Annotated in this window: 22 protein-coding genes and 1 tRNA gene; 1 reads left to right on the forward strand and 22 read right to left on the reverse strand. The window is 60.5% G+C overall.

Annotated features, from left to right (window positions below; translation table 11 throughout):
• Positions 1–130 precede the first annotated feature (130 nt).
• Positions 131–622, reverse strand: a complete 492-nt coding sequence (locus SFLMC1_RS08045) for a DUF523 domain-containing protein (protein WP_152074602.1) — start codon at positions 620–622, stop codon at positions 131–133.
• A gap of 155 nt (positions 623–777) precedes the next feature.
• Positions 778–2,670, reverse strand: coding sequence for an ATP-dependent zinc metalloprotease FtsH (ftsH, locus tag SFLMC1_RS08050; RefSeq protein ID WP_187323913.1), 1,893 nt, complete (start codon positions 2,668–2,670; stop codon positions 778–780).
• A 92-nt stretch (positions 2,671–2,762) separates the two neighbouring features.
• On the opposite strand from ftsH, the gene SFLMC1_RS08055 reads away from it, so the two are divergent.
• Positions 2,763–3,248 (forward strand): cob(I)yrinic acid a,c-diamide adenosyltransferase, encoded by a 486-nt coding sequence (locus SFLMC1_RS08055; RefSeq protein WP_152074601.1) that lies wholly within the window; start codon positions 2,763–2,765, stop codon positions 3,246–3,248.
• A 71-nt stretch (positions 3,249–3,319) separates the two neighbouring features.
• Here SFLMC1_RS08055 and SFLMC1_RS08060 read toward each other — a convergent pair whose 3' ends face one another.
• The 20 genes from SFLMC1_RS08060 to SFLMC1_RS08155 form a co-directional block, all read right to left on the reverse strand.
• Positions 3,320–4,090, reverse strand: coding sequence for a transposase (locus tag SFLMC1_RS08060; protein WP_152074600.1), 771 nt, complete (start codon positions 4,088–4,090; stop codon positions 3,320–3,322).
• Between the two features lie 174 nt (positions 4,091–4,264).
• A complete protein-coding gene (locus SFLMC1_RS08065; protein WP_187323914.1) occupies positions 4,265–5,614 on the reverse strand; it encodes an MATE family efflux transporter in 1,350 nt (449 codons plus the stop codon).
• A gap of 123 nt (positions 5,615–5,737) precedes the next feature.
• Complete coding sequence (locus SFLMC1_RS08070; protein ID WP_152074599.1) at positions 5,738–6,652, reverse strand: TrmH family RNA methyltransferase; 915 nt, start codon at positions 6,650–6,652, stop codon at positions 5,738–5,740.
• A 109-nt stretch (positions 6,653–6,761) separates the two neighbouring features.
• Entirely contained in the window at positions 6,762–7,280 is a 519-nt protein-coding gene (locus SFLMC1_RS08075; protein WP_152074598.1) for a dihydrofolate reductase, read from the reverse strand.
• A gap of 9 nt (positions 7,281–7,289) precedes the next feature.
• Positions 7,290–8,138, reverse strand: a complete 849-nt coding sequence (gene thyA, locus SFLMC1_RS08080) for a thymidylate synthase (protein ID WP_152074597.1) — start codon at positions 8,136–8,138, stop codon at positions 7,290–7,292.
• Positions 8,139–8,601: 463 nt separating this feature from the next.
• The gene (gene ffh / locus SFLMC1_RS08085; RefSeq protein ID WP_117637757.1) at positions 8,602–10,077 is read right to left on the reverse strand and encodes a signal recognition particle protein; all 1,476 of its coding nucleotides are present in this window, start codon (positions 10,075–10,077) and stop codon (positions 8,602–8,604) included.
• A 10-nt stretch (positions 10,078–10,087) separates the two neighbouring features.
• Positions 10,088–11,005 carry a signal recognition particle-docking protein FtsY gene (ftsY, locus tag SFLMC1_RS08090; RefSeq protein ID WP_117564147.1) on the reverse strand — a complete coding sequence of 306 codons (918 nt, stop codon included), beginning with the start codon at positions 11,003–11,005 and terminating at the stop codon, positions 10,088–10,090.
• Positions 11,005–14,541, reverse strand: a complete 3,537-nt coding sequence (gene smc, locus SFLMC1_RS08095) for a chromosome segregation protein SMC (RefSeq protein WP_152074596.1) — start codon at positions 14,539–14,541, stop codon at positions 11,005–11,007. The genes ftsY and smc overlap by 1 nt, the downstream gene beginning before the upstream one ends.
• A gap of 10 nt (positions 14,542–14,551) precedes the next feature.
• Positions 14,552–15,277 (reverse strand): ribonuclease III, encoded by a 726-nt coding sequence (gene rnc / locus SFLMC1_RS08100; RefSeq protein ID WP_099431644.1) that lies wholly within the window; start codon positions 15,275–15,277, stop codon positions 14,552–14,554.
• A 3-nt stretch (positions 15,278–15,280) separates the two neighbouring features.
• Positions 15,281–15,523 carry an acyl carrier protein gene (locus tag SFLMC1_RS08105; RefSeq protein ID WP_022094015.1) on the reverse strand — a complete coding sequence of 81 codons (243 nt, stop codon included), beginning with the start codon at positions 15,521–15,523 and terminating at the stop codon, positions 15,281–15,283.
• A gap of 124 nt (positions 15,524–15,647) precedes the next feature.
• The gene (gene plsX, locus SFLMC1_RS08110) at positions 15,648–16,667 is read right to left on the reverse strand and encodes a phosphate acyltransferase PlsX (protein WP_152074595.1); all 1,020 of its coding nucleotides are present in this window, start codon (positions 16,665–16,667) and stop codon (positions 15,648–15,650) included.
• 87 nt (positions 16,668–16,754) lie between these two features.
• A complete protein-coding gene (gene rpmF, locus SFLMC1_RS08115; RefSeq protein WP_022094017.1) occupies positions 16,755–16,934 on the reverse strand; it encodes a 50S ribosomal protein L32 in 180 nt (59 codons plus the stop codon).
• 64 nt (positions 16,935–16,998) lie between these two features.
• A complete protein-coding gene (locus SFLMC1_RS08120) occupies positions 16,999–17,553 on the reverse strand; it encodes a YceD family protein (protein WP_152074594.1) in 555 nt (184 codons plus the stop codon).
• On the reverse strand, positions 17,553–18,050 hold the full coding sequence (locus tag SFLMC1_RS08125) for a hypothetical protein (RefSeq protein WP_022094019.1): 498 nt from the start codon (positions 18,048–18,050) through the stop codon (positions 17,553–17,555). Before SFLMC1_RS08125 ends, SFLMC1_RS08120 begins: the two co-directional genes overlap by 1 nt.
• Positions 18,051–18,118: 68 nt before the next feature.
• Positions 18,119–18,616, reverse strand: coding sequence for a pantetheine-phosphate adenylyltransferase (coaD, locus tag SFLMC1_RS08130; protein ID WP_152074593.1), 498 nt, complete (start codon positions 18,614–18,616; stop codon positions 18,119–18,121).
• Positions 18,609–19,238, reverse strand: a complete 630-nt coding sequence (gene rsmD / locus SFLMC1_RS08135; RefSeq protein ID WP_152074592.1) for a 16S rRNA (guanine(966)-N(2))-methyltransferase RsmD — start codon at positions 19,236–19,238, stop codon at positions 18,609–18,611. The genes coaD and rsmD overlap by 8 nt, the downstream gene beginning before the upstream one ends.
• Positions 19,235–21,412 (reverse strand): ATP-dependent DNA helicase RecG, encoded by a 2,178-nt coding sequence (gene recG, locus SFLMC1_RS08140; protein WP_152074591.1) that lies wholly within the window; start codon positions 21,410–21,412, stop codon positions 19,235–19,237. Before recG ends, rsmD begins: the two co-directional genes overlap by 4 nt.
• A 10-nt stretch (positions 21,413–21,422) precedes the next feature.
• A complete protein-coding gene (locus SFLMC1_RS08145) occupies positions 21,423–23,084 on the reverse strand; it encodes a DAK2 domain-containing protein (RefSeq protein ID WP_152074590.1) in 1,662 nt (553 codons plus the stop codon).
• A 27-nt stretch (positions 23,085–23,111) separates the two neighbouring features.
• Positions 23,112–23,501 carry an Asp23/Gls24 family envelope stress response protein gene (locus tag SFLMC1_RS08150; protein WP_171025265.1) on the reverse strand — a complete coding sequence of 130 codons (390 nt, stop codon included), beginning with the start codon at positions 23,499–23,501 and terminating at the stop codon, positions 23,112–23,114.
• Between the two features lie 161 nt (positions 23,502–23,662).
• Positions 23,663–23,737: transfer RNA gene (locus SFLMC1_RS08155), tRNA-Asn, on the reverse strand.
• Between the last annotated feature and the right edge of the window lie 111 nt (positions 23,738–23,848).

Genomic DNA, 23,848 nt, shown 5'->3' on the forward strand with positions numbered 1-23,848 from the left:
AGGCCGTGTGCGCGTTCCTGCGTGAGGGCCGCGGGGAGGGGCTGCCTGGGTACGGCGCCTGTCAACTCGGTCTACGTCTTTGATGACCGGGTCGTACTCAATATCAACTTCACGGATGATGCCAAAACGGTCACCCGAGAGGAAGTGTTGGGTTCGAGTGCTGTGCACAATGTTCCAGCATGCTGGGATCGAACTCGCTAGCCGGAATCACACGGTAGCCGTGGCGGAGCAGCAGATCGACAAAAATACCGTTGCCCACGGTGAGCGTACCGCTAAAGGTGCCATCGCAGATGCGGCCAGCGCCGCACGAGGGGCTACGATCCTGCAGGATGCACGCAGCGATCTCGGACGGACCGCCCGCCTGCTCGCACATATCGAGCGCGCGCTCGGCACCCAGGCGGAATTCCCGGTCAACGGACACGCCCTCGCAGGTACGGACTTCGCCGTTCACAATCTCAGACGGCTTACGCGGCGTGGGCAGACCGCCAAAGACCTCGGGGCACACCAACAGGACCTCGGTCCCCGTACACTCGCAAGCCTCGACCAACGCGCGATGGTAGTTGTCGAGCCCGTTATACTTACAGCTCTCGCCCATCAAACAGGCGCTCACCACGACCTTCATACCCCAACCTCACCTCGGTAGATTTTTGGGACATGCCTTAATTTCTACCTCACAAATAGGTAGAAATTAAGGCATGTCCCAAAAATCCACCCGAAGCAAAACGCCCCGCCTGAGACGAATGCTCAAGAGGGGCGTTAATCTCATTCCAAACGGTATTACTGCTGCTTTGGCATCAGCGGATTCTCGCGCGTGAGGAGATTCATGAACTCCTCGCCCGTGATCGTCTCCTTCTTGTACAGATAACGAGCCAGCTCGTGGAGCTTAAACTTGTTCTCTTTGAGGATCTGCAGGGCGCGGTCATGCGCGTCCTCGATCAGCTTGGCGACAATCGCATCCACGCGCTCGGCCGTGCCGGGGGCGCAGGTGAGCGACGTATCCTGATTGAGGTACGCGTTCTGCACGGTACCGAGCGCCATCATGCCAAACTCATCGGACATACCAAAGCGCGTCACCATGTTGCGGGCGAGCTTGGTGGCCTGCTCAATATCGTTGGCAGCACCGGTCGTCATCTCACCAAAGATGAGCTCCTCGGCTGCGCGGCCACCACAATAGACGGAGAGCTTGTCCAGGACCTCCTGGCGTGTGGTCAGGAAACGCTCATCCTCCTCGACCTGCATGGTGTAGCCCAGAGCACCGCTCGTGCGCGGCACGATGGTGATCTTCGTGACCGGCGCGGAGCCCTTCTGGCGGGCGGCAACGATGGCATGGCCGATCTCGTGGTAAGAAACGACCTGCTTCTCGTGGTCGGAAAGCACCGTGGACTTACGCTGCTGGCCAGCGATGACGACCTCCACCGACTCCTCAAAATCGTCCTGCGTGGCGCGCTTGCGACCCTCGCGGACGGCACGCAGGGCGCCCTCGTTGATGATGTTGGCCAGATCGGCGCCCGAGGCACCGGGCGTGGCGCGGGCAATCGCGGTCAGGTCGATCGGCGGCTGCGTCTTCACGCTCTTGGCGTGCAGCTCGAGGATGTTCTTGCGGCCGGTCAGGTCGGGCAGCTCAACGGGGATGCGGCGGTCAAAGCGGCCGGGGCGCAGCAGGGCCGGGTCAAGGCTGTCAGGACGGTTGGTGGCAGCGAGGACGACGATACCCTTGTGGTTATCGAAGCCGTCCATCTCGGTCAGCAACTGGTTAAGCGTCTGCTCGCGCTCATCGTTGCCGCTAAAGCCACCGCCGTCACGCTTCTTGCCGATAGTATCGATCTCATCGATAAACACGATGCACGGTGCCTTTTCTTTGGCCTGCTTAAACAGGTCACGAACCTTGGCGGCACCGCGGCCGACGAACATCTCGACGAACTCAGAGCCCGAAATGCTAAAGAACGGAACGCCCGCCTCGCCGGCAACGGCCTTGGCAAGCAGGGTCTTACCGGTACCCGGAGGGCCGACAAGAAGAGCACCGCGCGGCAGCTTGGCACCGATCTCCTCGTAGCGCTGCGGCTTCTCCAGAAAGTCGACGACCTCCTTGAGGGATTCCTTGGCCTCTTCCTGACCGGCGACGTCCTTAAAGGTCACGCCCACGTCCTTGGAGGCAATCACGCGAGCACCGGACTTGCCCAGTCCACCGCCGCCAAAACCACCGCCGCCAAAGTTCATCGACGGACCGTCATCACCCATGGCCTTCTTCATGCGGCGGTTGAGCCACCAGCCGATCAGGAAGAAAATCGCCATGGGAAGAATGAGGGTGAGCAGGTAGTAGGTCATCAGACCCGAGTTCTTATCGGGAACGACTGACTCAAGCGAGGCGCCAGATTCAAGCACGCGATCGGTAAACCCCGCGTCATTCGGCACGCCGGTCGTCTTGTAGGCGATGTTCTCGTCCTCGCCCTTCTTGGTGTAATAAATCGTGTAATCGTCTGTGTTGTACTCGACCTTGTCGACACTCTTCTTATCGAGCGCTTTGACAAACGTCGAGTAATCGGTCTTCGTAATCTGCTGCGTGTGACCGATGTTGGGGAACAGAACGGTCGAGAGCACGAGGTAGACGACGAAGGCGATGAGCACGTAGAGGATCATATTCCGTCTACGTTTGTTGTCATCCATCTCCATCTGCTTGAACTCCATCTACTGGGGTTGATAATGTTTTCTAGAATACCCAACCCGCACGGCGATAAACCGACGCCGGGCACGAAAGGACAGAGATGGCATCACTGGAAGTCGGCAAGGTTCAAATCTATACGGGCGACGGCAAGGGCAAGACGACGGCTGCGTTGGGGCTCGCGCTGCGCGCCACGGGTTACGGTCTTAACGTGCTTATGCTTCAGTTTGCCAAGAAGCTGCACTGCGCCGAACATGATGCCGCACCGCGCTTGGGACTGCGCATTGTACAAGCCGACCGCGACACGCCAAAAGCATGTGCCGCACAGATCATGGAGCTGGCGCGCGAGCAGATTGGCCAGGTCGACGTACTGATCTTGGATGAGCTGGGAGAGGCCATGCGACGGGACTTTGTGACGCGAGAAGACGTCGAAGCGTTGATCGCGATGAAACCAACGACCACGGAGCTCGTGTTCACCGGCCGCGGCTTGCTGCCCCTCGCAGACCTTGCCGACCTAGTAACCGAAATGCGCCCCGTCAAACACTACTTCGACGAAGGCCTCCTAGCCCGCCAAGGCATCGAATACTAGTCATTGGGGACGTTCTTAAATGTCTAGTCGTTGGGGACACTCTTTCTTGGGGAAAGGGCAAAATCAGGGCCCTAAAACTCACGCCACCCCGACGTGCCATTCGCAACCGTTGCGCGGCCAAGACCAACCGCCCTAACAAATTGATTAACCGTAAGGCCTGATTTCCGCATTTTACAAAGAATCGGCCTGCGTTCGACTGGAGTCATCGCCTTAATGTCGGAAAGAGAAACAGGAAAAGCAATCTCCTTCGCGATTTTGAGCACTTCATCGTCAAGAACACGAGGACGGGGCTCGGCGTCATAAGGCGCGCTCTCTAGTCGCTCATCAAGATAATGCCGATATTCAAGCGATCCGCCCACGAGATCCAACACAATGCCAGGATCGCAAAACCCAAACCCATCATAACCATACACATATGCCCGATAGCTGGACCAGCGATAATTATCGACAGCCGAAACACCCGCCTTAACGGGATTCATATGAATGTAATCAGCGAACGCAATTGCCTGGATATCGTTCTCAACTGGAATGTTCTTAAACCGATCCTGAAACAAATGCCCGACACGATCGGTTTTATGATTAAAGTATTTGACGTACGAGGTAAGGATACCGCTCATGCAAGATGAGATTCTTCCGTTAGAGTCATCAACCATGAGATGAAAATGGTTCGACATGAGACACCACGCAGTAACGCCGATACCATTCCCAACAAGCTTATCCTCGAACAGCGTGAGCATCCGATAGCGATCTTCATCGTCTTCAAAGATGCAGATGCCGCCATTACCACGCGCGATAATGTGGTTATAGCCCGTTAACGAAACGACTCGGCCTGTTCTTGGCATATCGCCCTCCCATCACAAACCCACCGGGCAACATCTGATAGGCGCGGACGATCTAATTTGCTAAGCCCGTGCTGACAGTTTACAAGGGCATGCATGACAACCTGGATGAAAACCAGAAAATCGTGTCGCAAAGAGTGTCCCCAACGACTAGTCATTTAAGAACGTCCCCAATGGCTAGGCGGTGGCGCGGCCTAGCCAGTTGCCGCTGTGATGGTAGACGGTGAACATTGTGGCGGTGATTACCCAGGTTACGGGGTAGACCAGCAGCAGATGCTCGAGCGAGGGGTCGAGCGGCATAATCGCGAACACCCAGGCCACGCGGAGCACGACCGTGCCGAAGATCGTGAGCATCATAGGCTGGAAGCTCACGCCGGCGCCACGGATGGAGCCGGACGCGTTTTCGATAATCGAGAAAACCGCGTAGAACGGTGCAATGAAATGAATGATCGTCGTGGTGTGGGCCGAAATCGCGGCATCGTCGATAAACAAACGCGAAAGCGGACCCGAGAACACCAGCAGCATGGCCGACAGGCCGCCGATAAGCAAAAATGAAAGCACGAGCGACGTATGATATCCCTTTCGCATGCGATCGTAATTGCGCGCACCAAAGTTCTGCGCCGAGAACGTGGTGATCGACACGCCGAGCGCCTCGGTCACCATCCAGATAATGCCGTCCAGGCGACTGGAAAGGCCCCAAGCAGTCGTGACATCGGCTCCAAACGAGTTGACTGACACCTGGATCAGCACGTTCGAGATCGAATATGCCGCAGACTGAACACCCAGCGGCAAGCCGCACGAAAGCATGCTCTTGCAGATACCGGGGTCAATACCGAGCTTGAAGAGCGAAAGACGCCACGCACCCGGTGCGCGCATCATGCGAACCACAATCATCGTGGCATTGGAGCAAATGGTCAGTGCCACTGCGATGCCGCAACCCAAGGCCTCCATATGCAACACGGCAACAAAAATGATATCAAGCACCACATTGACGAAGCAGCCGGAGGCAATAATGACCGCCGGACCACGCGTGTCGCCCACGGCGCGCAACAGCGCCGTCCCCATATTGAGCAGCAGCGCCGCGAACATGGCGGCAAAGTAGCAACGGCCATACGCCACGCCCTCGGCCAGCAGCTCATGCGGTGTATTCATCAACAAAAGCATCGGCTCGACAAACACCATACCCAGAATGGAAATGACAATGCCGCCCACCAACGCGAGCGTCATGGCCGTATGGACCGATCGGCTCAGGCGCTCGTCATCGTGCTGACCAAAATACTGGCCGGTAATAACGGCACAGCCAGCACCCACGCCGACGCAAAAACCAATGCAGAGCTCCGTAAGCACCATCGTGGCCTGAATGCCACCCAACGCGAGCTTGCCGCCAAACTGACCGACGATATAGGTACCGATAAGCGTGTATGCCTGCTGAAAGAACGAACTAAAGAAAATGGGAACGCACAGTGACAGCAGCTGCTGCCAAATGACACCCTGCGTTACATCGATAGCCGTAGATTTCTTAGCCACACGCCCTCCCCACAAGCGTACGTCAGACAACAAAACATCAATTGAACGGCAAAACCGCTAGCAGCTTGACACCGACCGAAGGCAGCAGAACCACCCCTAGCGTCAAAGCTCGAGAGCACCCCGCTAGTGATACAGCCCCAGCTGGTAGTGGTACTCGTTGCTCACATGCGGGCACAGCTGCCAAAAGGCGACAGCGCTTGCCGCGGCCACGTTGAGCGAATCGACCCCATGCGCCATCGGAATACGCACGGCGCGGTCGCAGCCTGCAATGGTCTTGGCGCCCAAGCCAGCACCCTCGGTGCCCATAAAGATTGCCAGGCGGTCAATCTCCTGCAGCGCGGGATCGTCCAACGACACCGAATCATCCGTCAACGCCATGGCGGCACACGAAAATCCGGCATCGTGCAGCGCCCCCAGCCCATCATGCGGCCATACGCGCGCCTCGCTGCCAATGCGTGTCCAGGGCACCTGGAACACCGTGCCCATGCTCACGCGGGCCGAGCGACGGTACAGCGGGTCGCAGCACGTGGGGCTCACCAAAATGCCATCGACGTTCAGTGCAGCCGCCGAGCGGAAAATCGCGCCGACGTTGGTGTGGTCGACAATGCCCTCGAGCACGCACACGCGCACCGGGCGCTCCCCCGCCGCCTCGACGACGCCACCCAAGAACTCGGCTACCGGAATTTGACGTGGACGACGGAATGCCGCGAGCGCACCGCGCGTCACGTTAAATCCCGTCAGCTGCTCCATGAGCTCCATCGAGGCCACGAACACCGGAACCGGACCCGCCCCCTCGCGCACGACAAGCTGCTCAAACAGCGGCATCATCTGGTCGAGCCAGCGTTCACCCAAAAGGAAGCTCACCGGCTCGTATCCGGCGCGCACCGCACGCTCTATGACCTTGGCACTCTCGGCGATAAAGATGCCCTTTTGCGGCTCCAGCACGCAGCGCAGCTCGCGCTCAGTCAGTCGCACATAGGCATCGAGCCGCTCGTCCTCGAGCGAATCGATTCGCAACACCTCAACGGCATCAGTCATAGCAGCCAGCCCGCACCTTTCTTTGCAGCACCTATACAAATATCGGGGCAACGCCATGCGCCGCCCCGTAATTCATTTCATCCCGATAATACCGAAGGGATAATCGGTTTTACGACTCAACGCGACGATACGTCACGAACTCATAATCGACACCCTCGTCGCCCTCACCGGTGGCAATCGTGGCAACCCCGTCGCGCCGCGCAACTTCCCACGCAGGGTCGGCATCCAAATTGGGAAAATACGTGTCCACGGGATGGACACAGTGGTTATGCGTGACCTCAGCCTCCACGCAATACGGCAAAAACTGCCGATACACATCGCCGCCACCGATCACCCACGCAACGGACTCATCGGCAACCGCAGCGAGCGCCTCGTCAACGCTATGCACCACGTCGACGCCCTCGCGGGCAAAGCCCATATCGCGCGTGAGCACAATATTGCGGCGGTTCTTGAGCGGACGCCCGCCGGGAAAGCTCAGTAGGGTCTTGCGCCCCATAATGACCGGGCAACCTTTGGTGCACGCCACAAAATGGCGCATGTCAGCACGATTGGACACGACCATATCGCCCTCGCACCCAATACCCCAGTCATCACACACGGCGACAATAGCAGAAAGCTTACACGTCATGAGCGCCACCTACACCGCAATGGGAATGTTCTTGACCTGCGGGCCGTGCTCATAGCCCTCCACGATCAGGTCGTCGGTCGTAAACGCATAGAAATCATGCACGTCGGGGTTCAATGAAACCCTGGGGGCCGCAAACTGCGGACGCTCGATAAGCTCGCGGACGATATCGACATGACGGTCGTAGATATGGGCGTCGGCGATCACATGCAGCAGCTCGCCGGGAATCATATCGACGGACTGCGCGACCATCATCAGCAAGATGGCATACTGGCATACGTTCCAGTTGTTTGCGGCCAAAATGTCCTGGCTGCGCTGGTTGAGAATCATGTTGAGCGTCGGTTTGTCATCCTGCGGACGCTGCGTCACGTTATACGTCACACTGTACGCACACGGATACAGGTGCATCTCGGACAAGTCGCTAAACACATAGGTGTTCGTCATAATGCGGCGGCTGTACGGCGTATGCTTCAGGTCATACAGCACGCGGTCCATCTGGTCAAAGTCGCCCTCGGGATAATGGCTCTTCTGCCCAATCTGGTAGCCGTAAGCCTTGCCGATGGAGCCGGTCTCGTCGGCCCACTCATCCCAAATATGGCTGTTGAGGTCATGCACGTTATTGGACTTCTTTTGATAGATCCATAGGATCTCATCCATGGCAGATTTGAGGGCCGTACGACGCAGGGTAAGCGCGGGAAACTCCTCACGCAGGTCGTAGCGTGCCGTGACACCAAAGTTTTTAATGGTATAGGCAGGGGTGCCATCCTCCCACACCGGACGGACCTTTTGGCCATCGGTGGTGGTGCCATGGTCCAGAATATCGCGGCACATGGTTACAAACTGTTGATCAGCCTTGCTCATTGCCCCTCCTGTCAGTCGCCTACAAGCGAGATTCATTGTAGCCCAGACGCACGCGGCCCCACAGCCCAAACATAAGCCCTCATTTTCTGGCATATGCCAGAAATTCCTTGCGTAAATCTAGCGTTCGCTATTCCATGGTTGACATAGGTCAGATAAGAAGCACACATGGCGGGAAGACGCGAAAAAATGCGCCGTGTTGGGACCATCCACGAATATCGCAGCGTTACCCCCGACGGCCTTGCCAGCGGAGACGCCATCGACATGACCATCGACGAGCTCGAAGTCTTACAGCTGCAACGGCCATCACGAGCACGAGGGCCACGAGGGCTGCGGCTGCCACTAACGGCACGGTACCGCGAGCTCAGGGCACGACGCTAAACGCAGCCCAACAATCAAAGCCAACAACAAAGGCCACCCGGTAGCTTCCGAGTGGCCTTTGCCAAATCAAGCTGGAATTACAGCCCTATTTCTTATTACGCATCTGCGCTTCCATCTGGCGCAGCAGCTCCATATCGGACTTGGGACCGCCCGTACCCAGGCCGCCCATGCCGCCCAGGCCCATAGCGTCCAGGCCAGGGATATTGGGCATGCGCATCTTCTTGCCCTTCTTACCCTTCTTGCCCTTTTTGCCGCCGGCCTGTGCCTGATTGGCCATCGTGCGCATGCGGCCCATCATCTTATTCATCTCGCCCCACTGCTTCATAAGGCTGTTGACCTCGGTGGGGGTTACGCCGGCTCCCTTGGCAATGCGGGCACGGCGCTGGCCGTTGATGATGGAGGGACGCAGGCGCTCCTCCTTGGTCATCGACATGATGATGGCCTCGTTCTTATCGAAGATGCCCTCATCCAGGTTGCCGCCCATCTGGTTGAGTGCACGCTGACCACCGGGGAGCATGCCCAGGATACCCTTCATGCCGCCCATCTTCTTGACAGCCTTCATCTGGTCGAGCATGTCGTTCATGGTGAAGCCTTCGCGCAGCATGCGCTCGGCAGCCTCGAGCTGTTCTGCGTCGGCCGCCTCCTGGGCCTTCTCGATAATACCGACAACGTCGCCCATGCCCAGAATGCGCTTGGCCATACGATCAGGATAGAACGGCTCAAGCGAATCGGGCTTCTCGCCCATGCTCACGAACTTGATGGGCTTACCGGTCACCTGGCGCACGGAAAGCGCGCCGCCGCCACGGGCATCGCCGTCGAGCTTGGAGATGATCACGCCATCAAAGTCGGTGCGCTCGGCAAAGGTCGAGACGACGTTGACGATATCCTGACCGGTCATGGCATCGACGACCATCAGCACCTGATCGGGCTTGACGGCCTTCTTGATGTCCACGGCCTCCTGCATCATCTGCTCGTCGATCTGCAGACGACCAGCGGTATCGACGATGACCACATCGCGCAGGTGGTCGACGGCCTCCTGGATGGCGCCCTTGGCGATGTCGACCGGGTGTGCACCGTCGCCGCGAAAGACCGGTACGCCGATCTCGCCACCGAGCGTGGCCAGCTGGTCGGCAGCGGCGGGGCGGTAGACGTCGCACGCGGCGAGCAGCGGCGAGCGGCCCTGCTTCTTGAGCAGGTAGGCCAGCTTTACGGCCGCCGTGGTCTTACCGGAGCCCTGCAGGCCCACGAGCATGATGACGTTGGGGATGCGGTTGCTAAAGACGAGCTTGCTCTCGGTGGAACCGAGCATCTCGGTGAGCTCGTCGAGCACGATCTTGACGACGTTTTGCGCCGGAGACAGCGATTCCATGACCTCGGCGGTCATGCAGCGTTCCTTGGTCTTGGCGACAAACTCCTTGACGACCTTAAAGTTAACGTCGGCCTCGAGCAGTGCCATGCGAATATCGCGCATGGCCGAAGTAATATCGGCCTCGGTCAACTTACCCTTGCCGCGCAGGCGGTCAAATGTGTCGTTGAGGCGATCGCTCAGGGAATCAAACACTAGTCACTCCTTAGTTGGACTCGCCCACCAGGGCGCGGCAGAAATCTTTGGCGTTAAACTCCTGCAGGTCATCGACCTGCTCGCCCACGCCGATGCGCAGGATCGGGAGCTTGAGCTTCTCGGCCACGGCCATGGCGATGCCGCCCTTAGCCGTGCCGTCGAGCTTTGTCATGATAATACCGTCCAGGCCCAACGCCTCGTTAAACTCGAGCGCCTGGTTCAGACCGTTCTGACCAGTAGCGGCATCGATCACAAGCACGACCGAGACCGGCATGGGACCGGCGGCCATATTGGCGGCGCGCTTGCGGGTCACATTGACCACCTTGGCGAGCTCGCGCATGAGCTCGGGGCTCGTGTGCAGACGACCAGCGGTATCGATGAGCACCAGGTCGCTGCCGCGCTTATCGGCCTCGTCGAGCACGTCATAGCACACGCTCGCCGGGTCGGAGCCGCGGTCACGCTTGATAACCGGTACGCCGGCACGCTGTCCCCACACATCGAGCTGTTCGATGGCGGCGGCGCGGAAGGTGTCGGCCGAACCGATCACGACGTTCTTGCCGCGGGCGGCCATGGCGCTCGCGATCTTGCCGACCGTGGTGGTCTTGCCGGCACCGTTGATGCCGACAAACAGCACGCAGCTCGGCGTATCAGAAAACGGGTCGCGCTCAACAGGCACAAAATGGCCCTCGAGCTGCTCGGCCAGGGCGCGGCGAAGCTGCGGGGCGGTCTTGAGGTTCTTCTTGGCGGCGGCGTCACGCAGGTCATCGGAGACCTGAATGGCGACTTCGGCACCCATGTCACCCATGACGAGGGTGTCCTCAAGGTCCTCCCAAAAATCCTCGTCGACCTCACCGCCAAAGTAGAAGACCTCGTTGAGGGCCTCGCGGCTGCGCTCGAGTCCGCGCGAGAGTGCGTCAAAGAATCCCATTATGCATTCACGACCTTTCCGGTTTCGCGATCGAGTTTTTGCGAGACGACGCGACTGACGCCGTCGGCTTGCATCGAGACGCCGTAGAGAACGTCAGCATCCTCCATAGTACGGCGCTGATGCGAAATGACCAAGAGCTGCGTATCGGAACGCAGCACATCGAGGGCGCCGATGAGCTTGGACAGGTTGGCGTCGTCGAGCGCGGCCTCGACCTCGTCCAGCACATAGAACGGCACCGTACGCGTACGGTATACGGCAAAGAGCAGGGCGAGCGCCGTCAGGCTCTTCTCACCACCCGACATGAGCATCATCTTGGTGATGCGCTTGCCGCGCGGCTGCGCCACGACCTCAATGCCCGTCTCGGCCGGATGCTCGGGATCGGTCATCTCCAGATGCGCCTGGCCGCCCGGGAAGAGCATAGCGAATATCTCGCGGAAATTCGCGTCGACCTTCTCGAAGGTCACCAGGAAGGCCTTGCGCATCTTGCGGTCAATCGCCACGGTGATCTTGGTGAGCGCCTTGCGCGCACTCTCCAGATCGGCAAGTTGCTCCTCGATGTAATCGGCACGGCGCTTGAGCTGCTCGTACTCCTCCATGGCGACCTGGTTCACAGGGCCCAGGTTGTTGATCTGACGTACGAGCTGGTTGAGCTCGCGCTCGGCGGCGTCGCGATCGGTCGGCGCCGGCAGCATGAGCGCCTCCTCGAGCACCGTGGTGCCATCGGCGGTAATGGCCTTGATGGCTGCCTCTACCTGCACTTCGAGCTTGCCGCGTGCGACCTTGAACTCGTTTTGCGTCGCTGTGGCGGCATCAACCCGCTCCTTGGCGCGGGCGACCTCGGCCTTGGCGTTCTCGATGGTCTTCTTGAGCGAGGCCGAATCAGCCTCCTCCAGAGAGGCTTGGTCACGCAGGCGCGCGGCCCAATCCGACGCGCGCTCCAGCAGGGCCGAATAGCGCTCGTGCATGGGATCGACGCGCAGGCGCAACAGCTCGAGCGAGCGCGAGGCCTGACGTGTTCCGCGGATACGGCGGTCGATACCTTCCAGGCGGTGCTCCAGATCGGGCACGCGGCCCTTCAGCGAACGCAGGCGCTCGCTCGTCTGAGCCAGCCGCACCTTAGCGTCGGCGAGCTTACCGGCGGCTTCAGAATCGTCACGGCGGACGCGATCGAGTTCGTCGTTAGCTTCGGCAATATGAAGACCCAAGTCGCTCGCCTGCGCACGGGCCTCGTCACGCGAGCGGGTAAGCTCCTCAACGCGCGGGCGCGCGGCACGAACGGCCTCGGCAGCCTGCTCACGGCGCTTGGAGATACGCACGCGCTCGACCTCGGCGTTGTTGGCGCTTTGCTCCAGGCGGCCGATCTCGGAGAGCAGCGAGCGGCGCTCACCCTCAAGACGGGCGATCTCGCCGGCGGCATCGCCCTCGGCGGCACGCGCCTCCTCGACGGCCGCATTGGCTTCGACAACCTGATCCGAGACATGCTCAAACACGGCAGCCAGATCGGGCTCCAAGCCCTCCAACTCGCGAATACGACGCTTGCGCTCCAAGGCACCCGAAGCCTCGCCGGCATTGAGCCCCACACGCACCAGGCCGCCGCAGGCAACGCGTGCGCCATCGGGAGTCACATAGGTCACGCCGTCAACGACGGGCGCGGCCAGTGCGGCAGCCAAGTCATCAACAACGTAATAGCCGCCGAGCAGCGCCTCGACGACGGGACCGTAGCCTGCGCGCACGGACAGACGATCGACCAGACGGGTACCGGAGGCGCCCTTGGCGGCGGTAGAGCCGCTTACGCCGCGCGCCACCAGCAGCGCCTCGCCCGAGGCCTTCTTCTGGTCCAGGGCAGTGCGACCGGCGCGCTCAAGTGCGGCAGTGTTATCGAACAACAGGGCATCGATATCGCCGGCGAGCAGCTGCTCAACCAGGCCCTCAAGCTCACGCGGGGCCTCGAGCACGTCACCCAGACGACCCAAGACATCGTCGCCCAGCGCACCCACCAGACGGCTTACGAGCGGCGAGCTGTCGGCCATGCGGGCATCGAGCTTCTTTTGGCTCGCGAGCTCCGAGCGCACCTCGGACAGCTTGTTGCGTGCCTCGCCCTCGCGGGCACGCAGGTCCTTGAGGGCAGCGCGTGCCGTCTCGGTGGCCTCGCGCGCACCCCTCTGGGCCTGACGAGCCGCCTCAAGGGCGCTCTCAAGCTCCTCAGCACGGTTGCGGCGGCTATCAAGCGATGCCGTGACCTCCTCGAGCTGCTCATCGATCTGCTCCAGGCGCGAGGCATACATGTTGTCCTCGACCTCGGCATTGGAAAGCGAATCCTGTACCTTGGCGAGCTCGAGCGCAGCATTATCGGCAACGCGCTGCACATCGCGCTGCTCGCGCGTAAGCTGCGAAATCTGATTGTCGAGCGCCACGCGACGCTCGTGGAGCTGGGCGGCGGCAGGACCAGCGGCGTCGACGTCCTCCTGGGCCTGCATATGAGAGCCGGTCACTTCCTCGAGCTGGGCGCGTGCGTCCTCGAGCTCCTCGACCACGCGACGGCGCTGATGCTCGGATCCCGAGATCTGACCGCGCATGTCGGACAGGCGCGACACCATGTTATGGCCCTTTTCCTCGAGCAGGCGCATGTCGGAGTTAATGCGACCGACCACATCTTGCATATGGCGGCGCTGCTCGCCCAAGTCGCCCACAAACAGGCCCTTTTCTTCGAGCATGACCTGGAGCTTCTCGAGCTCGCGCTCTTTCTCACCCAGGCGGTACTGCGCGAGCTCCAGCTCGGCGGCGCCCTCCTTAGAGCGGCTCTCCAAGTCGTTCCACTGCGATTGCAGCGAACGCAACTCGTCGACGGCCAGCATCTGCGTAAGCTCGTTCGCGCGCGAGGACAGCTCTTTGTACTTGCGCGCGCGATCGACCTGGCGCTCCAGCGGTCGCAGCTGACGGGCGATTTCCTTGTTGATGTCGCGGGCACGCGTCAGGTGCTCGTCCATCGACTTGATCTTTTTGAGCGCACGCTCCTTGCGGCGCTTGTGCTTGGAGATGCCGGCGGCCTCCTCAATGAGGGCGCGGCGCTCCTCGGGGCGGCTCTGCAAAATGGCATCGAGCTTGCCCTGGCTGATGATGGAATGCGTATCCTTGCCCAGTCCCGAATCGTGCAGAATGTCCTGGATGTCCATCAGGCGGCACGGGCTCGAGTTGATGAGGTACTCACTCTCGCCCGAGCGATACATACGGCGGGTGATAGCCACCTCGTCAAAGTCGACGGGAAGCATATGGTCCGAGTTGTCGAGCACCAGCGTGACCTCGGCCACACCCACCGGTTTACGCGCCGACGAGCCCGAGAAGATGACGTCTTCCATGGCTTGGCCGCGCAGCTGCTTGGCGCTCTGCTCACCCAGGACCCACAGAATCGAGTCGGATATGTTCGATTTTCCCGAGCCGTTGGGACCGACGATGACGGTCAGGCCCGGCTCAAACGTCATATGGGCGCGGTCGGCAAACGACTTAAACCCTTTGAGCGTGAGGGACTTGAGATACACGGTTCCTCGCTTAAACAGGCTTCTTGTTCAGAATCACGCCGTTGGTGGTATAGCCCATGCGGTCGAGCGCCTCGAGCGCGGCAGCTCCCTCTGCTTCCTTCTTGGAGGAACCGGTGCCGCGGCCCTGGCGGATACCGTCGATGAGCACCACGGCGGTAAAGGTCGGTGCGTGCGCCGGGCCCTCAGAGCCAACGAGCTTGTACGCCGGAGGCTCGTGGCCGTCGGCCTGCACGCACTCCTGCAAAAACGACTTGGGGTTCGCAGGATGCTCGGCACGCTCGGAGGCCAAATGGGGCTTAAGCGTGCGGTGGATGAACTCTGCCGCAACGTCCCAGCCGGCATCCAGATACAGCGCACCCACGAGCGACTCGTAGACGTTCTCGAGCGCCGAATGCAGGCCGCGCGCGCCCGTGCCGGTCTCGGAGGCACCAAAGATGATGATGTCGTCGATGCCCAGCTCATGGGACACCTCGGACAGCGTGGCACCCGAGACGAGCGACACCTTCAGGCGCGTAAGCTTGCCCTCGTCAAACTCCGGATAGGACTCAAAGAGCGAGCGGGCAACCACGGCGCCCAAAATGGAATCGCCCAAAAACTCAAGGCGCTCATAGCTCGCCGAGACGGGCTGACCTTCCACGGCAGAGGGGTGCGTGAGCGCCGCGCGCAGCAGCACCTTGTTATTGAACTCGTGGCCCAGGATTTCCTGGGCGCGCGCGAGTCGTTCAGACAATGCCAAGATCTAGGCCTCCTTGGCGTTTTCGATCGCGTCGACGGCGTCGGCGACAGAATTGAGCGACAGCAGGGTCTCGTCGTCGATCTCGAGGTCGAACTCGTCCTCGATGGCCGTCACCAGCTGCAGACGCTCGAGCGAATCGGCATCGAGATCGTCAAAGGTGGTCTCGTCGCTAATGTCGGCAACGTCGACACCCAGCACATCGGCGGCGATTTCGGCGATCTTATCGAAGATTTCGGAGCGGTCCATAGCGCTTCCTCTCGTATTGTGTGAACATCAACGCGCTGGCGCCGCAAGCGCAACGCCAAGACACGGTTTTGATTCTACCCCACGACGAAGGCCGCGAGGCACATAACAGCGCCCTAACTCGCTCCTACAAAACGATGCCGTCCATAGAGTTGGCGACGTTCTCGACAAGCCCGGCGCGCACGGCCTCCGCCGCGGCGAGCGTACCGTTTTTGACGGCCTCGACCGAGGTGGCACCGTGGCCGATCAGGACCACGCCACGCAGGCCCAGCAGAATGGCACCGCCCTTAGCATCGCCCGAGAGCTTTGCCTTGATCTCGCGCATCTGCTTTTTGATGAGCAGCGCGGCGATCTTGGTGCCGAGCGAAGCCATAAAGACACCCTTGAGCTCCTGCAGCAAAAACTTGGCAGCGCCCTCGGTTGCCTTAAGGGCAATGTTTCCCGACATGCCATCGGCAACGACGACGTCAAAGTTACCCGAGGTCAGGTCGGTTCCCTCGCAGTTGCCCACAAAGCCGGGAACGGCGGCCTTCATGGCAGGGAAGCACGCCTTGGTAAAGTTGGAACCCTTCTCATCCTCGGTGCCGTTGCCGAGCAGACCGACGCGGGGATGCTCAATGCCCAAGACGACGCGCGCATAGGCGCTACCCATCTGGGCAAAACGCACCATGTCGTCGACCTCGACATCGGGGTTGGCGCCCATGTCGCACAGGACCGTCAGGCCGCCGGCGCGGTTGGGCAGCGCATTGGTGAGGCACGGACGCACCGGTTGCTTCTTGCCCTCGGCCTGATACCTAAATGGCGTCACGTAGGCGGTGGCGGCAGCGGTCATGGCGCCGGTGGAGCCGGCAGAGAAGAACGCGTCTGCGTTACCCTTCTTGATAGCGCGACAGGCAAGCACGATCGAGGACTTGCGCTTGGTCATCACGGCTCGAATGGGATCGTCATCCATGGCGATGACATCGGGCGCCTCCAAGGCCTCGACGCGCGCATGGGAAGCGGCAAAGGGATTGACGATTTCGGCGGGACCGGCAGCCAGGACCTCAATATCGGGATCGGCGGCAAGTGCAGCCTCGATACCATCGAGAACAACCTGTGGCTTCTCGTCTCCACCCACAACGTCTACACAAACGCGAACGTTACTCATATACATACTCCTTATACAAAAATGGCCGACTCATTGAGCCGGCCATTGTGGTTCCAGTTGGAACGGCATCGCATCCAGAGAATACAGTTACTCGGTAACGATAACCTCGCGGTCCTTGTAGAAACCGCAGCTGGGGCACACGTGGTGCGGAAGCTTGACAGCACCGCAACGGGGGCACGTGGACTGAGCCGCAGCCGAGATCTTCATGTTGGCGGAACGACGGGTGTGAGTGCGGATACGACCCTGCTTTTGTTTAGGTACGGGCATAGTGACCTTCCTTATGAACTATCCAGTGTGGCGATTACGCGCAAGTAGCGATACTACCACAGTTTTACTCGTCAAGCTTGAGATTCTTCAATGCTGCAAATGGATTTTCCGTGGCAGCGGCCCATTCGGCCTCTGCTTGAGCGGCGCAATCGCATTGCTCGACGTTGAGATTGATGCCGCACGTGGGGCATAGACCGCGACAATCGGGCTTGCACAGGACAACGAACGGCGTATCCATGACGACCGCGTCGTTGATGGGCTCGCCCAGATCGACGATGCGATCCTCGCCCAGCAACTCAAAGCCGTCTTCGTAGGCCTCGGGGTCCTCGGGCTCGTCAAAGAGATAGAATTCCTCAATCTCACCGGCAATATCAAACGAGGCGGGCTCAAGGCAACGGTCGCACTCACCGGTTGCGTGAGCGCGGACCATACCCGTAAGCAGAACACCGGTGCCGGCATTGGTAAAGACCACGTCGTAGTCGATGCCGTCCTGCAGCTGGTACTCCTTCTCGCCCACCGTATAGGTGGCGACATCGACCTTGCCAGTCAGCGGATACGAGTCTCCGGGAAACTCGAGCTGCTCGGAAAGATCGACGGTAACGCTCGGGAACTCAGCCATTACCACTGACCATTCTGCTGGGCGGCACCCTCGTTAAGCTGCTGACGGCAACGGGTCACCGTACCGGTCAGGCTCTTGAGGTTTTCCTCGAGGTGCGTAAAGACCTGCTCGGCGTAGTCCTCGGCGGCATAGCGCGTCTCGCGTTCATACTGCTGGGCACGGTCGCGGATATCGTCGGCCTGCTGCTGCGCTAAGCGGACGATCTCCTGCTCACCGGCAATGGTGAGGGCCTGCTGCTGAGCATCGGCGATAATGGAATCGGCCTGAGCGGCGGCGGAGGCCATAAGCTCCTCGCGCTCCTTGAGAATACGGCGGGACTTCTGCCATTCCTCGGGATAGCTCATGCGGATCTCGTCGAGGATGTTAAAGAAGACGTCGGCGTCGATAACCTTCATCTGGGCATTCTTGCCGAACGGCGTCTTAGCCTCTTCGATGAGCCCCTCGAGCTCGTCGACAAGACTCACGATCCTGTCGCCAGGAAAATTCTCGCCCGGCATCCGGTCTCCTTTCATAGGTAACATATCATCGTGTAAGTTTACCACATGCCACCAGGCATTAAAAAACGTCACGAAAAGCGATGTTTGAGCGCCCTGACCACATTGGGCGGAACAAAATTAGAGACGTCGCTACCGAGCGAGGCAATCTGGCGAACCACCGAGCTCGAGATATAGCCGTACTGCGGCGCGCTCATGACAAAGATGGACTCCAGCTCGTTATCCAGGCGGTAGTTGAGGTCGGCCTGTTGCAGCTCGTACTCAAAGTCGGTCATGGCACGCAGGCCCTTGACCACAGCCCCTGCTCCCTGTTCGCGGGCAAAATCGACCAAGAGGCCGGTGAAGGGCAGCACCTCGACGCCGTCAATATCACCGAGCGCTTCACGGGCCAGCGCCACGCGCTCATCGAGCATAAACGTGGTGCCGACGCCGTTTTTGCCCTGCGACTCGGCAACGGCCACGATCACGCTGGGAAAGATGCGGCGGGCACGGCGGATGACGTCGATATGGCCGAATGTGATGGGATCGAAGGTGCCCGGGACAATCACGCGGTTGATGGTGTCATTCATGGGCGTCCTCCATGGGTGCGTCGCTATCGTTGCCATCATCCTCGGCGTCGCCAACCCAACGAAGCAAGTCGACCGAGGTAATGCCGTAACGCTTCTCGCGCACGATCTCGAAGCCTGCCGGGTGCGCACCCGCATCGGCCGCGGCGTGCTCAAAGAGCGCGTAGGCACCCCGCGCCAGCAAGTCCTGCTGGGCCAGGTTCTGCAGTAGCTCCTCGACCGGCTCGGCGCCAAAAGCATAGGGTGGGTCGAGCAGGACAAGGTCAAAGGGGCCGTCCGGCACGCGGCCGCGCGAGGCACTCGCCAGCACATCGACGCCCACCACGCGCCAGCGCGCACGATCACGGCACAGCGACTCGATATTCTTGGTAATCAGACGAGCAGCGTTGCGATCGATCTCGAACGTGGTGAGCGAGCGGGCACCACGCGAGAGCATCTCTAGCCCTAAGGCGCCGGAGCCGCCAAAGGCATCCAGTACGCGGACCTCGTCCAGGTCGAAGTCGAATGCCGACATGACCATAGATGCGCACGCCTCGCGCACGCGATCGGTCGTGGGGCGGGTGACATCGCGACCACGGGGCTCCTCGATCTTACGACCGCGCCATTCGCCGCCGATGATTCTCATCCTCCGCTGACCTCCTTAAAGATGTGTCGATACCGCGTGGCGACCGCATCGCGCAAGGGACGCGTCGCCACGGAGTCAAGGTTGCAAGCATACCGCAAGAGCTCGACCGCGTCCAAATGGGCCCACTCGATCAATTCCTCGTCGGCATCGAGGTCAACAAAGCGCAAGGTCACGCCGCCATGCTGACGGTAGCCCAGGATTTCGCCCTCGTGGCGCAGACGCAGGTCCATCTGGGCGAGCGTAAAGCCGTCCAAGGTCTTCTCGAGCGACTGGAGGCGGTCTTGTGCCGCCGACGCGCCGCCGTTGCCCTTGGAGTGCGTCATGACCAGGCACGTACCCGACACGCTGCCGCGGCCTACGCGCCCGCGCAGCTGGTGCAAGGCCGCCAAACCAAAGCGCTCGCCATTCTCGATGACCATGACGGTGGCATTGGGCACGTCAACGCCCACCTCGACCACCGTGGTCGAGACGAGTACATCGATCTCGCCACGCTTAAAGGCATCGATGACCCGGTCCTTCTCCCCCGCCGGCATGCGGCCATGAAGACGCTCGATGGTAAGCCCCGGTAATGCCAGACGAAGGCGATCGAGCTCGGTCGCCGTGTCATGCAACGGCACGGGCACGGTCACGCGGCCTTCGTCGTCGCGAGCGATGCCGGGTACGTCTTCGAGCTCATCGGCCGAATCGCTCGGCTCCACGAGCGGACAGATCACGTAGGCTTGCTGCCCCTTTTCGTGCGCCTCGCGAATGGCGCCATAGGCCAGGTCGCGACTCGACTCGGTGAGGACGCGTGTCGTCACACCGGCACCCGGAACGGGACGATGGCGAATAATGCTCGTGTCCAGGTCGCCGTAGACCGAGAGCGCCAACGTGCGTGGGATCGGCGTGGCCGTCATAACGAGCAGGTCGGCACCCGGGCCCTTAGCGCGCAGGGCATTGCGCTGGCCCACACCAAAGCGGTGCTGCTCGTCGATCACCACAAGCGACAAATGCCTAAATTGTACGTCTTCGGAAAGCACCGCGTGGGTTCCAAAGAGGACGTCGAGCTCGCCAGACTGGAGCTGAGCATGAATCTGCTCGCGCTCGGCCGCCGGTGTGGCGCCCGTCAGGAGCGCCCAGGTCATGCCAACCTGCGAGAGCAAGGGGCCGGTCTTATCGGCATATTGACGCGCCAGCACGCCCGTGGGCGCCATAACGCAGGCCTGCGTGCCGCTATCGGCCGCAACCGCCAACGCACAGGCGGCAACGGCAGTCTTACCGGTACCGACATCGCCCAGCAGCAGACGGTTCATCACGCGACCGCCATCGCACATGTCATGCAGGATGTCTTGAAATGCAGCCTCCTGCTCATCGCTCAGCGAAAACGGCAGGGCTTGCTTGAGCGCCGCCAGGTGCTCGCCCGCTGCGTGGGCATAGGGAGCGACTTCGACCAAGCCGCCGTCGTTGCGCAGGCGCAGGGCCAGCTGAAGACAGAGGCACTCCTCATAGGCCAGCCGTGCGCGCGCGATGTCGCGCTCGGCCATGCTCGAGGGAAAGTGGATCGAGCGCAGCGCACGGGCATTGCTCATGAGCTTCCGCTTTGCGCGCAGCGGCGCGGGAATGGGATCGAACGGATTGGCAGCCACTTCGAGCGCGCCGCTTACGATACGGCGCATCCACGCCTGGCTCACGCCATCACTCACGTAGTGGACCGGCAGGATGGTGCCCGCGGCACGTCCCTCCTCGATCTTTTCGAAATGCGGAGAGGCCATCTGCTTAAAGCCGTAGGCAAACTCGACCTTACCCATCACGGCCAGGCGATCGCCCTGCTTGAACTGCTGGGCAATCCAGGGCTGACGGAAAAAGGCGATTTGCAGCACCCCCGTCTCGTCCACAAGCGAGACCTCGGTCACCTGCATACGCGGGCGAGGCCGCTTCTGGACGATCCGGTCGACCGTGGCGATGATGGAGCACACGGTACCGATGGGAGCCATCTCGATGGACCAGGAGCGCGTAAAGTCGAGATATCGATGAGGGATATGGAGAAGGAGGTCCCCCACCGTCCGAATTCCCAGACGGCGAAGGGCCTCCTCACGTTTACCCGAAACATATTTGAGACGCGCGATATCATCGTCGAGCGCATTGCTCTGGGCAAAGCGCTCCGAGACGCGCGGCACGGAGCACAGCTCGGACATGACGAGATGCCTACTCGATCGAGAAAATCACGGGATAGAGCGGCTGCTCGCCACGATGGGCGTCAATCTCCAAGTCGGGCTGAGCCTCCTCGATAGCGTCGACGATCTCCTGGAAGGCCTCGTCGGACAGCTCCTCGCCGGCCAGAATCGTCAACGTATCACCTTCCTCTTCCTCCTGTATGCGGTTGATGCAGTCGAGCGTGACCTGCTTCACGTCGGATCCGACCACATCGATGGAGCCGGCGATGATGCCCATGACATCACCGGAGTGAATCGGCGAGCCGTCAGAGGCGCTGGAATCGCGCACGGCACGGGTGACCTCGCCATCGCGAACCTCGCTGATGGCGTCGACCATAGCGGCAACAGCATCCTCGAGCTCGGAATCGGGCAGAACCGCGAACAGCGCGGAGAACGCCTGCGGGACGGTCTTGGTGGGAATGACGGCGACCTTCTTGTCGGTGCAAGCGGAGGCAGCAGCTTCGGCAGCCATGCGGATGTTACCATTGTTGGGCAGGATAATGACCGAGGTCGCGTTGACCTGGTCCACCGCGCTCAGCAGGTCGGCAGTCGAGGGGTTCATGGTCTGGCCACCCGACACGACCACGTCGACGCCGAGGGACTTGAGGATGTCGGCCTCGCCGGAACCGGCGGCAACGGCGACAAAACCCAGCGTCTTGGCGGGCTCGGCGGCCTTTTCCTGGTCCTCGTGAATCTTGGCGGTACGATCGTGGGCCTCCATCTCCATGTTGTGGATAAAGACCTCGTAGATCTGACCGAGCTGCAGCATGTGCTCAAGCACCAGGTTGGGGGTGTTGGAGTGCACGTGGATCTTGTAGTCGGGGTAGGCGCCCACGAGCAGCTCGCAGTCGCCCATGGAGCCCAGGAACTTAAGGCACTCGTCCTCGTCAAATGGGGCATCGGCCTTAAAGAGGAACTCGTTGCAGTAGCGGAACTCCGAGCCCTCCCAATCGTCATTGGCCTCGATCTCAACACGGCCAAGAGCGGCATCACGGGCAGAGCCGGCGGAGTCAAACGTAGCGGAGAAATCCTCGACCACGGTGCTGCGACCAAGAGCGGCAGCCACAAAGTTCTCGAGGAAAATGGCAAATCCAAAGGCGCCGGAGTCGACCACGCCGTTCTCCTTGAGGACGGGCAGCAGGTCGGGCGTGCGGGCGACGGACTGGTACGCCTCGACGACGATAGCATCGAGCGCATCCTCGGCCGAGAACTTCTTCTTCTCGCACTCATCGGCCTTGGTCGAGACATCGCGCAGGACCGTGAGGATCGTGCCCTCGATGGGCTTGCGAACAGCCTGGAAGGCAACCTTGACGGCACGACGGAAGGCGAAGGCAATGTTGGCGGACGTAATAGGCTCGTCGGCAGAGACAAGGCCCTCGGCCACGCCGCGCAGGATCTGCGAGGTGATGACGCCGGAGTTGCCGCGAGCACCCATCAGGGAGCCGTGGGTGATGGCGCCGGCGATGGCTTCCATGTCGGCGTCGGCAGGAAGAGCAGAAAGCTCCTTGGTCACCGAGGCAAGCGTGAGCGACATGTTGGTACCGGTGTCGCCGTCGGGTACGGGGAAGACGTTGAGCTTGTTGATCTCCTCGGCCTTGTCGGAAACGGCAGCCGCAGCGATCGGAAAACAGGTGCGAATGGTCTTTGCAATCATGAGTGGTGAAATCTCCGTATTCGGATGCTAGTTCAGACGGCTCTTGAGCGCGTCGATGTGAATGCCGATCTTAAGGCTGGCGGGATCGATCTGGGCGATCTCCTGCAGGGTGAAGGCAACGGAGCTCGAAAGATTGTGGCAGACGGACTTCATGTTGACGCCGTTCTCGAGCACGACGTGAAGATCGACCGTGAGGCCGTTCTCGTCGGCGGAGACAAGCACGCCCTTGCGGAGGCGCTGACCGGCAAGCAGGCGCACGCTCCCGGCGCCCTGGAGCTGTTCGGCCATACCGACGACGCCATAGCACGTCATCGCGGCATAACCGGCAATATCGGCAATAACGTCATTCGAGACGCTCAGGCTGCCGTTAATGGTCTCAGACACAAGAATCTCCTTATCTGGTGCTCGCGGCACCATGTCGTGGGAGCAATCACTGCAATATTTTACAACGAGCGCGCCATGTTGAGGTGGTGGGCCTCGGGATTACATCCTCGACACGAAATGTTGATACGGTAACGTTCGCCACAGGCGATCGAGGCATGAAAAAACCCGCCGTATAAACGACGGGTTTTACAACCTGGCTCCCCGGGTAGGACTCGAACCTACAACAGCGCGGTTAACAGCCGCGTGCTCTACCATTGAGCTACCGAGGAATAGGTGCGTGCTCTCAAGCAACGAAGATTATTATACGAACGATTGGGCGAAGGGCAAGAACTTTTTTGAGAAATTTTCCGACCTAGTCATTGGGGACGTTCTTAAACGAC

Source organism: Collinsella aerofaciens, assembly GCF_901212495.1.
Lineage (GTDB): Bacteria > Actinomycetota > Coriobacteriia > Coriobacteriales > Coriobacteriaceae > Collinsella > Collinsella aerofaciens_H.

What these genes read in the sequence shown, in the direction of transcription:
- plsX (WP_152074595.1), bottom strand. Translation starts at nt 16,667, where the DNA reads ATGAGTAACGTTCGCGTTTGTGTAGACGTTGTGGGTGGAGACGAGAAG.
- SFLMC1_RS08070 (WP_152074599.1), bottom strand. Translation starts at nt 6,652, where the DNA reads ATGACTGATGCCGTTGAGGTGTTGCGAATCGATTCGCTCGAGGACGAG.
- rsmD (WP_152074592.1), bottom strand. Translation starts at nt 19,238, where the DNA reads ATGAGAATCATCGGCGGCGAATGGCGCGGTCGTAAGATCGAGGAGCCC.
- rpmF (WP_022094017.1), bottom strand. Translation starts at nt 16,934, where the DNA reads ATGCCCGTACCTAAACAAAAGCAGGGTCGTATCCGCACTCACACCCGT.
- thyA (WP_152074597.1), bottom strand. Translation starts at nt 8,138, where the DNA reads ATGAGCAAGGCTGATCAACAGTTTGTAACCATGTGCCGCGATATTCTG.
- SFLMC1_RS08060 (WP_152074600.1), bottom strand. Translation starts at nt 4,090, where the DNA reads ATGCCAAGAACAGGCCGAGTCGTTTCGTTAACGGGCTATAACCACATT.
- SFLMC1_RS08120 (WP_152074594.1), bottom strand. Translation starts at nt 17,553, where the DNA reads ATGGCTGAGTTCCCGAGCGTTACCGTCGATCTTTCCGAGCAGCTCGAG.
- SFLMC1_RS08075 (WP_152074598.1), bottom strand. Translation starts at nt 7,280, where the DNA reads ATGACGTGTAAGCTTTCTGCTATTGTCGCCGTGTGTGATGACTGGGGT.
- SFLMC1_RS08125 (WP_022094019.1), bottom strand. Translation starts at nt 18,050, where the DNA reads ATGCCGGGCGAGAATTTTCCTGGCGACAGGATCGTGAGTCTTGTCGAC.
- coaD (WP_152074593.1), bottom strand. Translation starts at nt 18,616, where the DNA reads ATGAATGACACCATCAACCGCGTGATTGTCCCGGGCACCTTCGATCCC.
- recG (WP_152074591.1), bottom strand. Translation starts at nt 21,412, where the DNA reads ATGTCCGAGCTGTGCTCCGTGCCGCGCGTCTCGGAGCGCTTTGCCCAG.
- SFLMC1_RS08150 (WP_171025265.1), bottom strand. Translation starts at nt 23,501, where the DNA reads ATGGTGCCGCGAGCACCAGATAAGGAGATTCTTGTGTCTGAGACCATT.
- SFLMC1_RS08145 (WP_152074590.1), bottom strand. Translation starts at nt 23,084, where the DNA reads ATGATTGCAAAGACCATTCGCACCTGTTTTCCGATCGCTGCGGCTGCC.
- SFLMC1_RS08055 (WP_152074601.1), top strand. Translation starts at nt 2,763, where the DNA reads ATGGCATCACTGGAAGTCGGCAAGGTTCAAATCTATACGGGCGACGGC.
- ftsH (WP_187323913.1), bottom strand. Translation starts at nt 2,670, where the DNA reads ATGGAGATGGATGACAACAAACGTAGACGGAATATGATCCTCTACGTG.
- SFLMC1_RS08045 (WP_152074602.1), bottom strand. Translation starts at nt 622, where the DNA reads ATGAAGGTCGTGGTGAGCGCCTGTTTGATGGGCGAGAGCTGTAAGTAT.
- ftsY (WP_117564147.1), bottom strand. Translation starts at nt 11,005, where the DNA reads ATGGGATTCTTTGACGCACTCTCGCGCGGACTCGAGCGCAGCCGCGAG.
- SFLMC1_RS08105 (WP_022094015.1), bottom strand. Translation starts at nt 15,523, where the DNA reads ATGGACCGCTCCGAAATCTTCGATAAGATCGCCGAAATCGCCGCCGAT.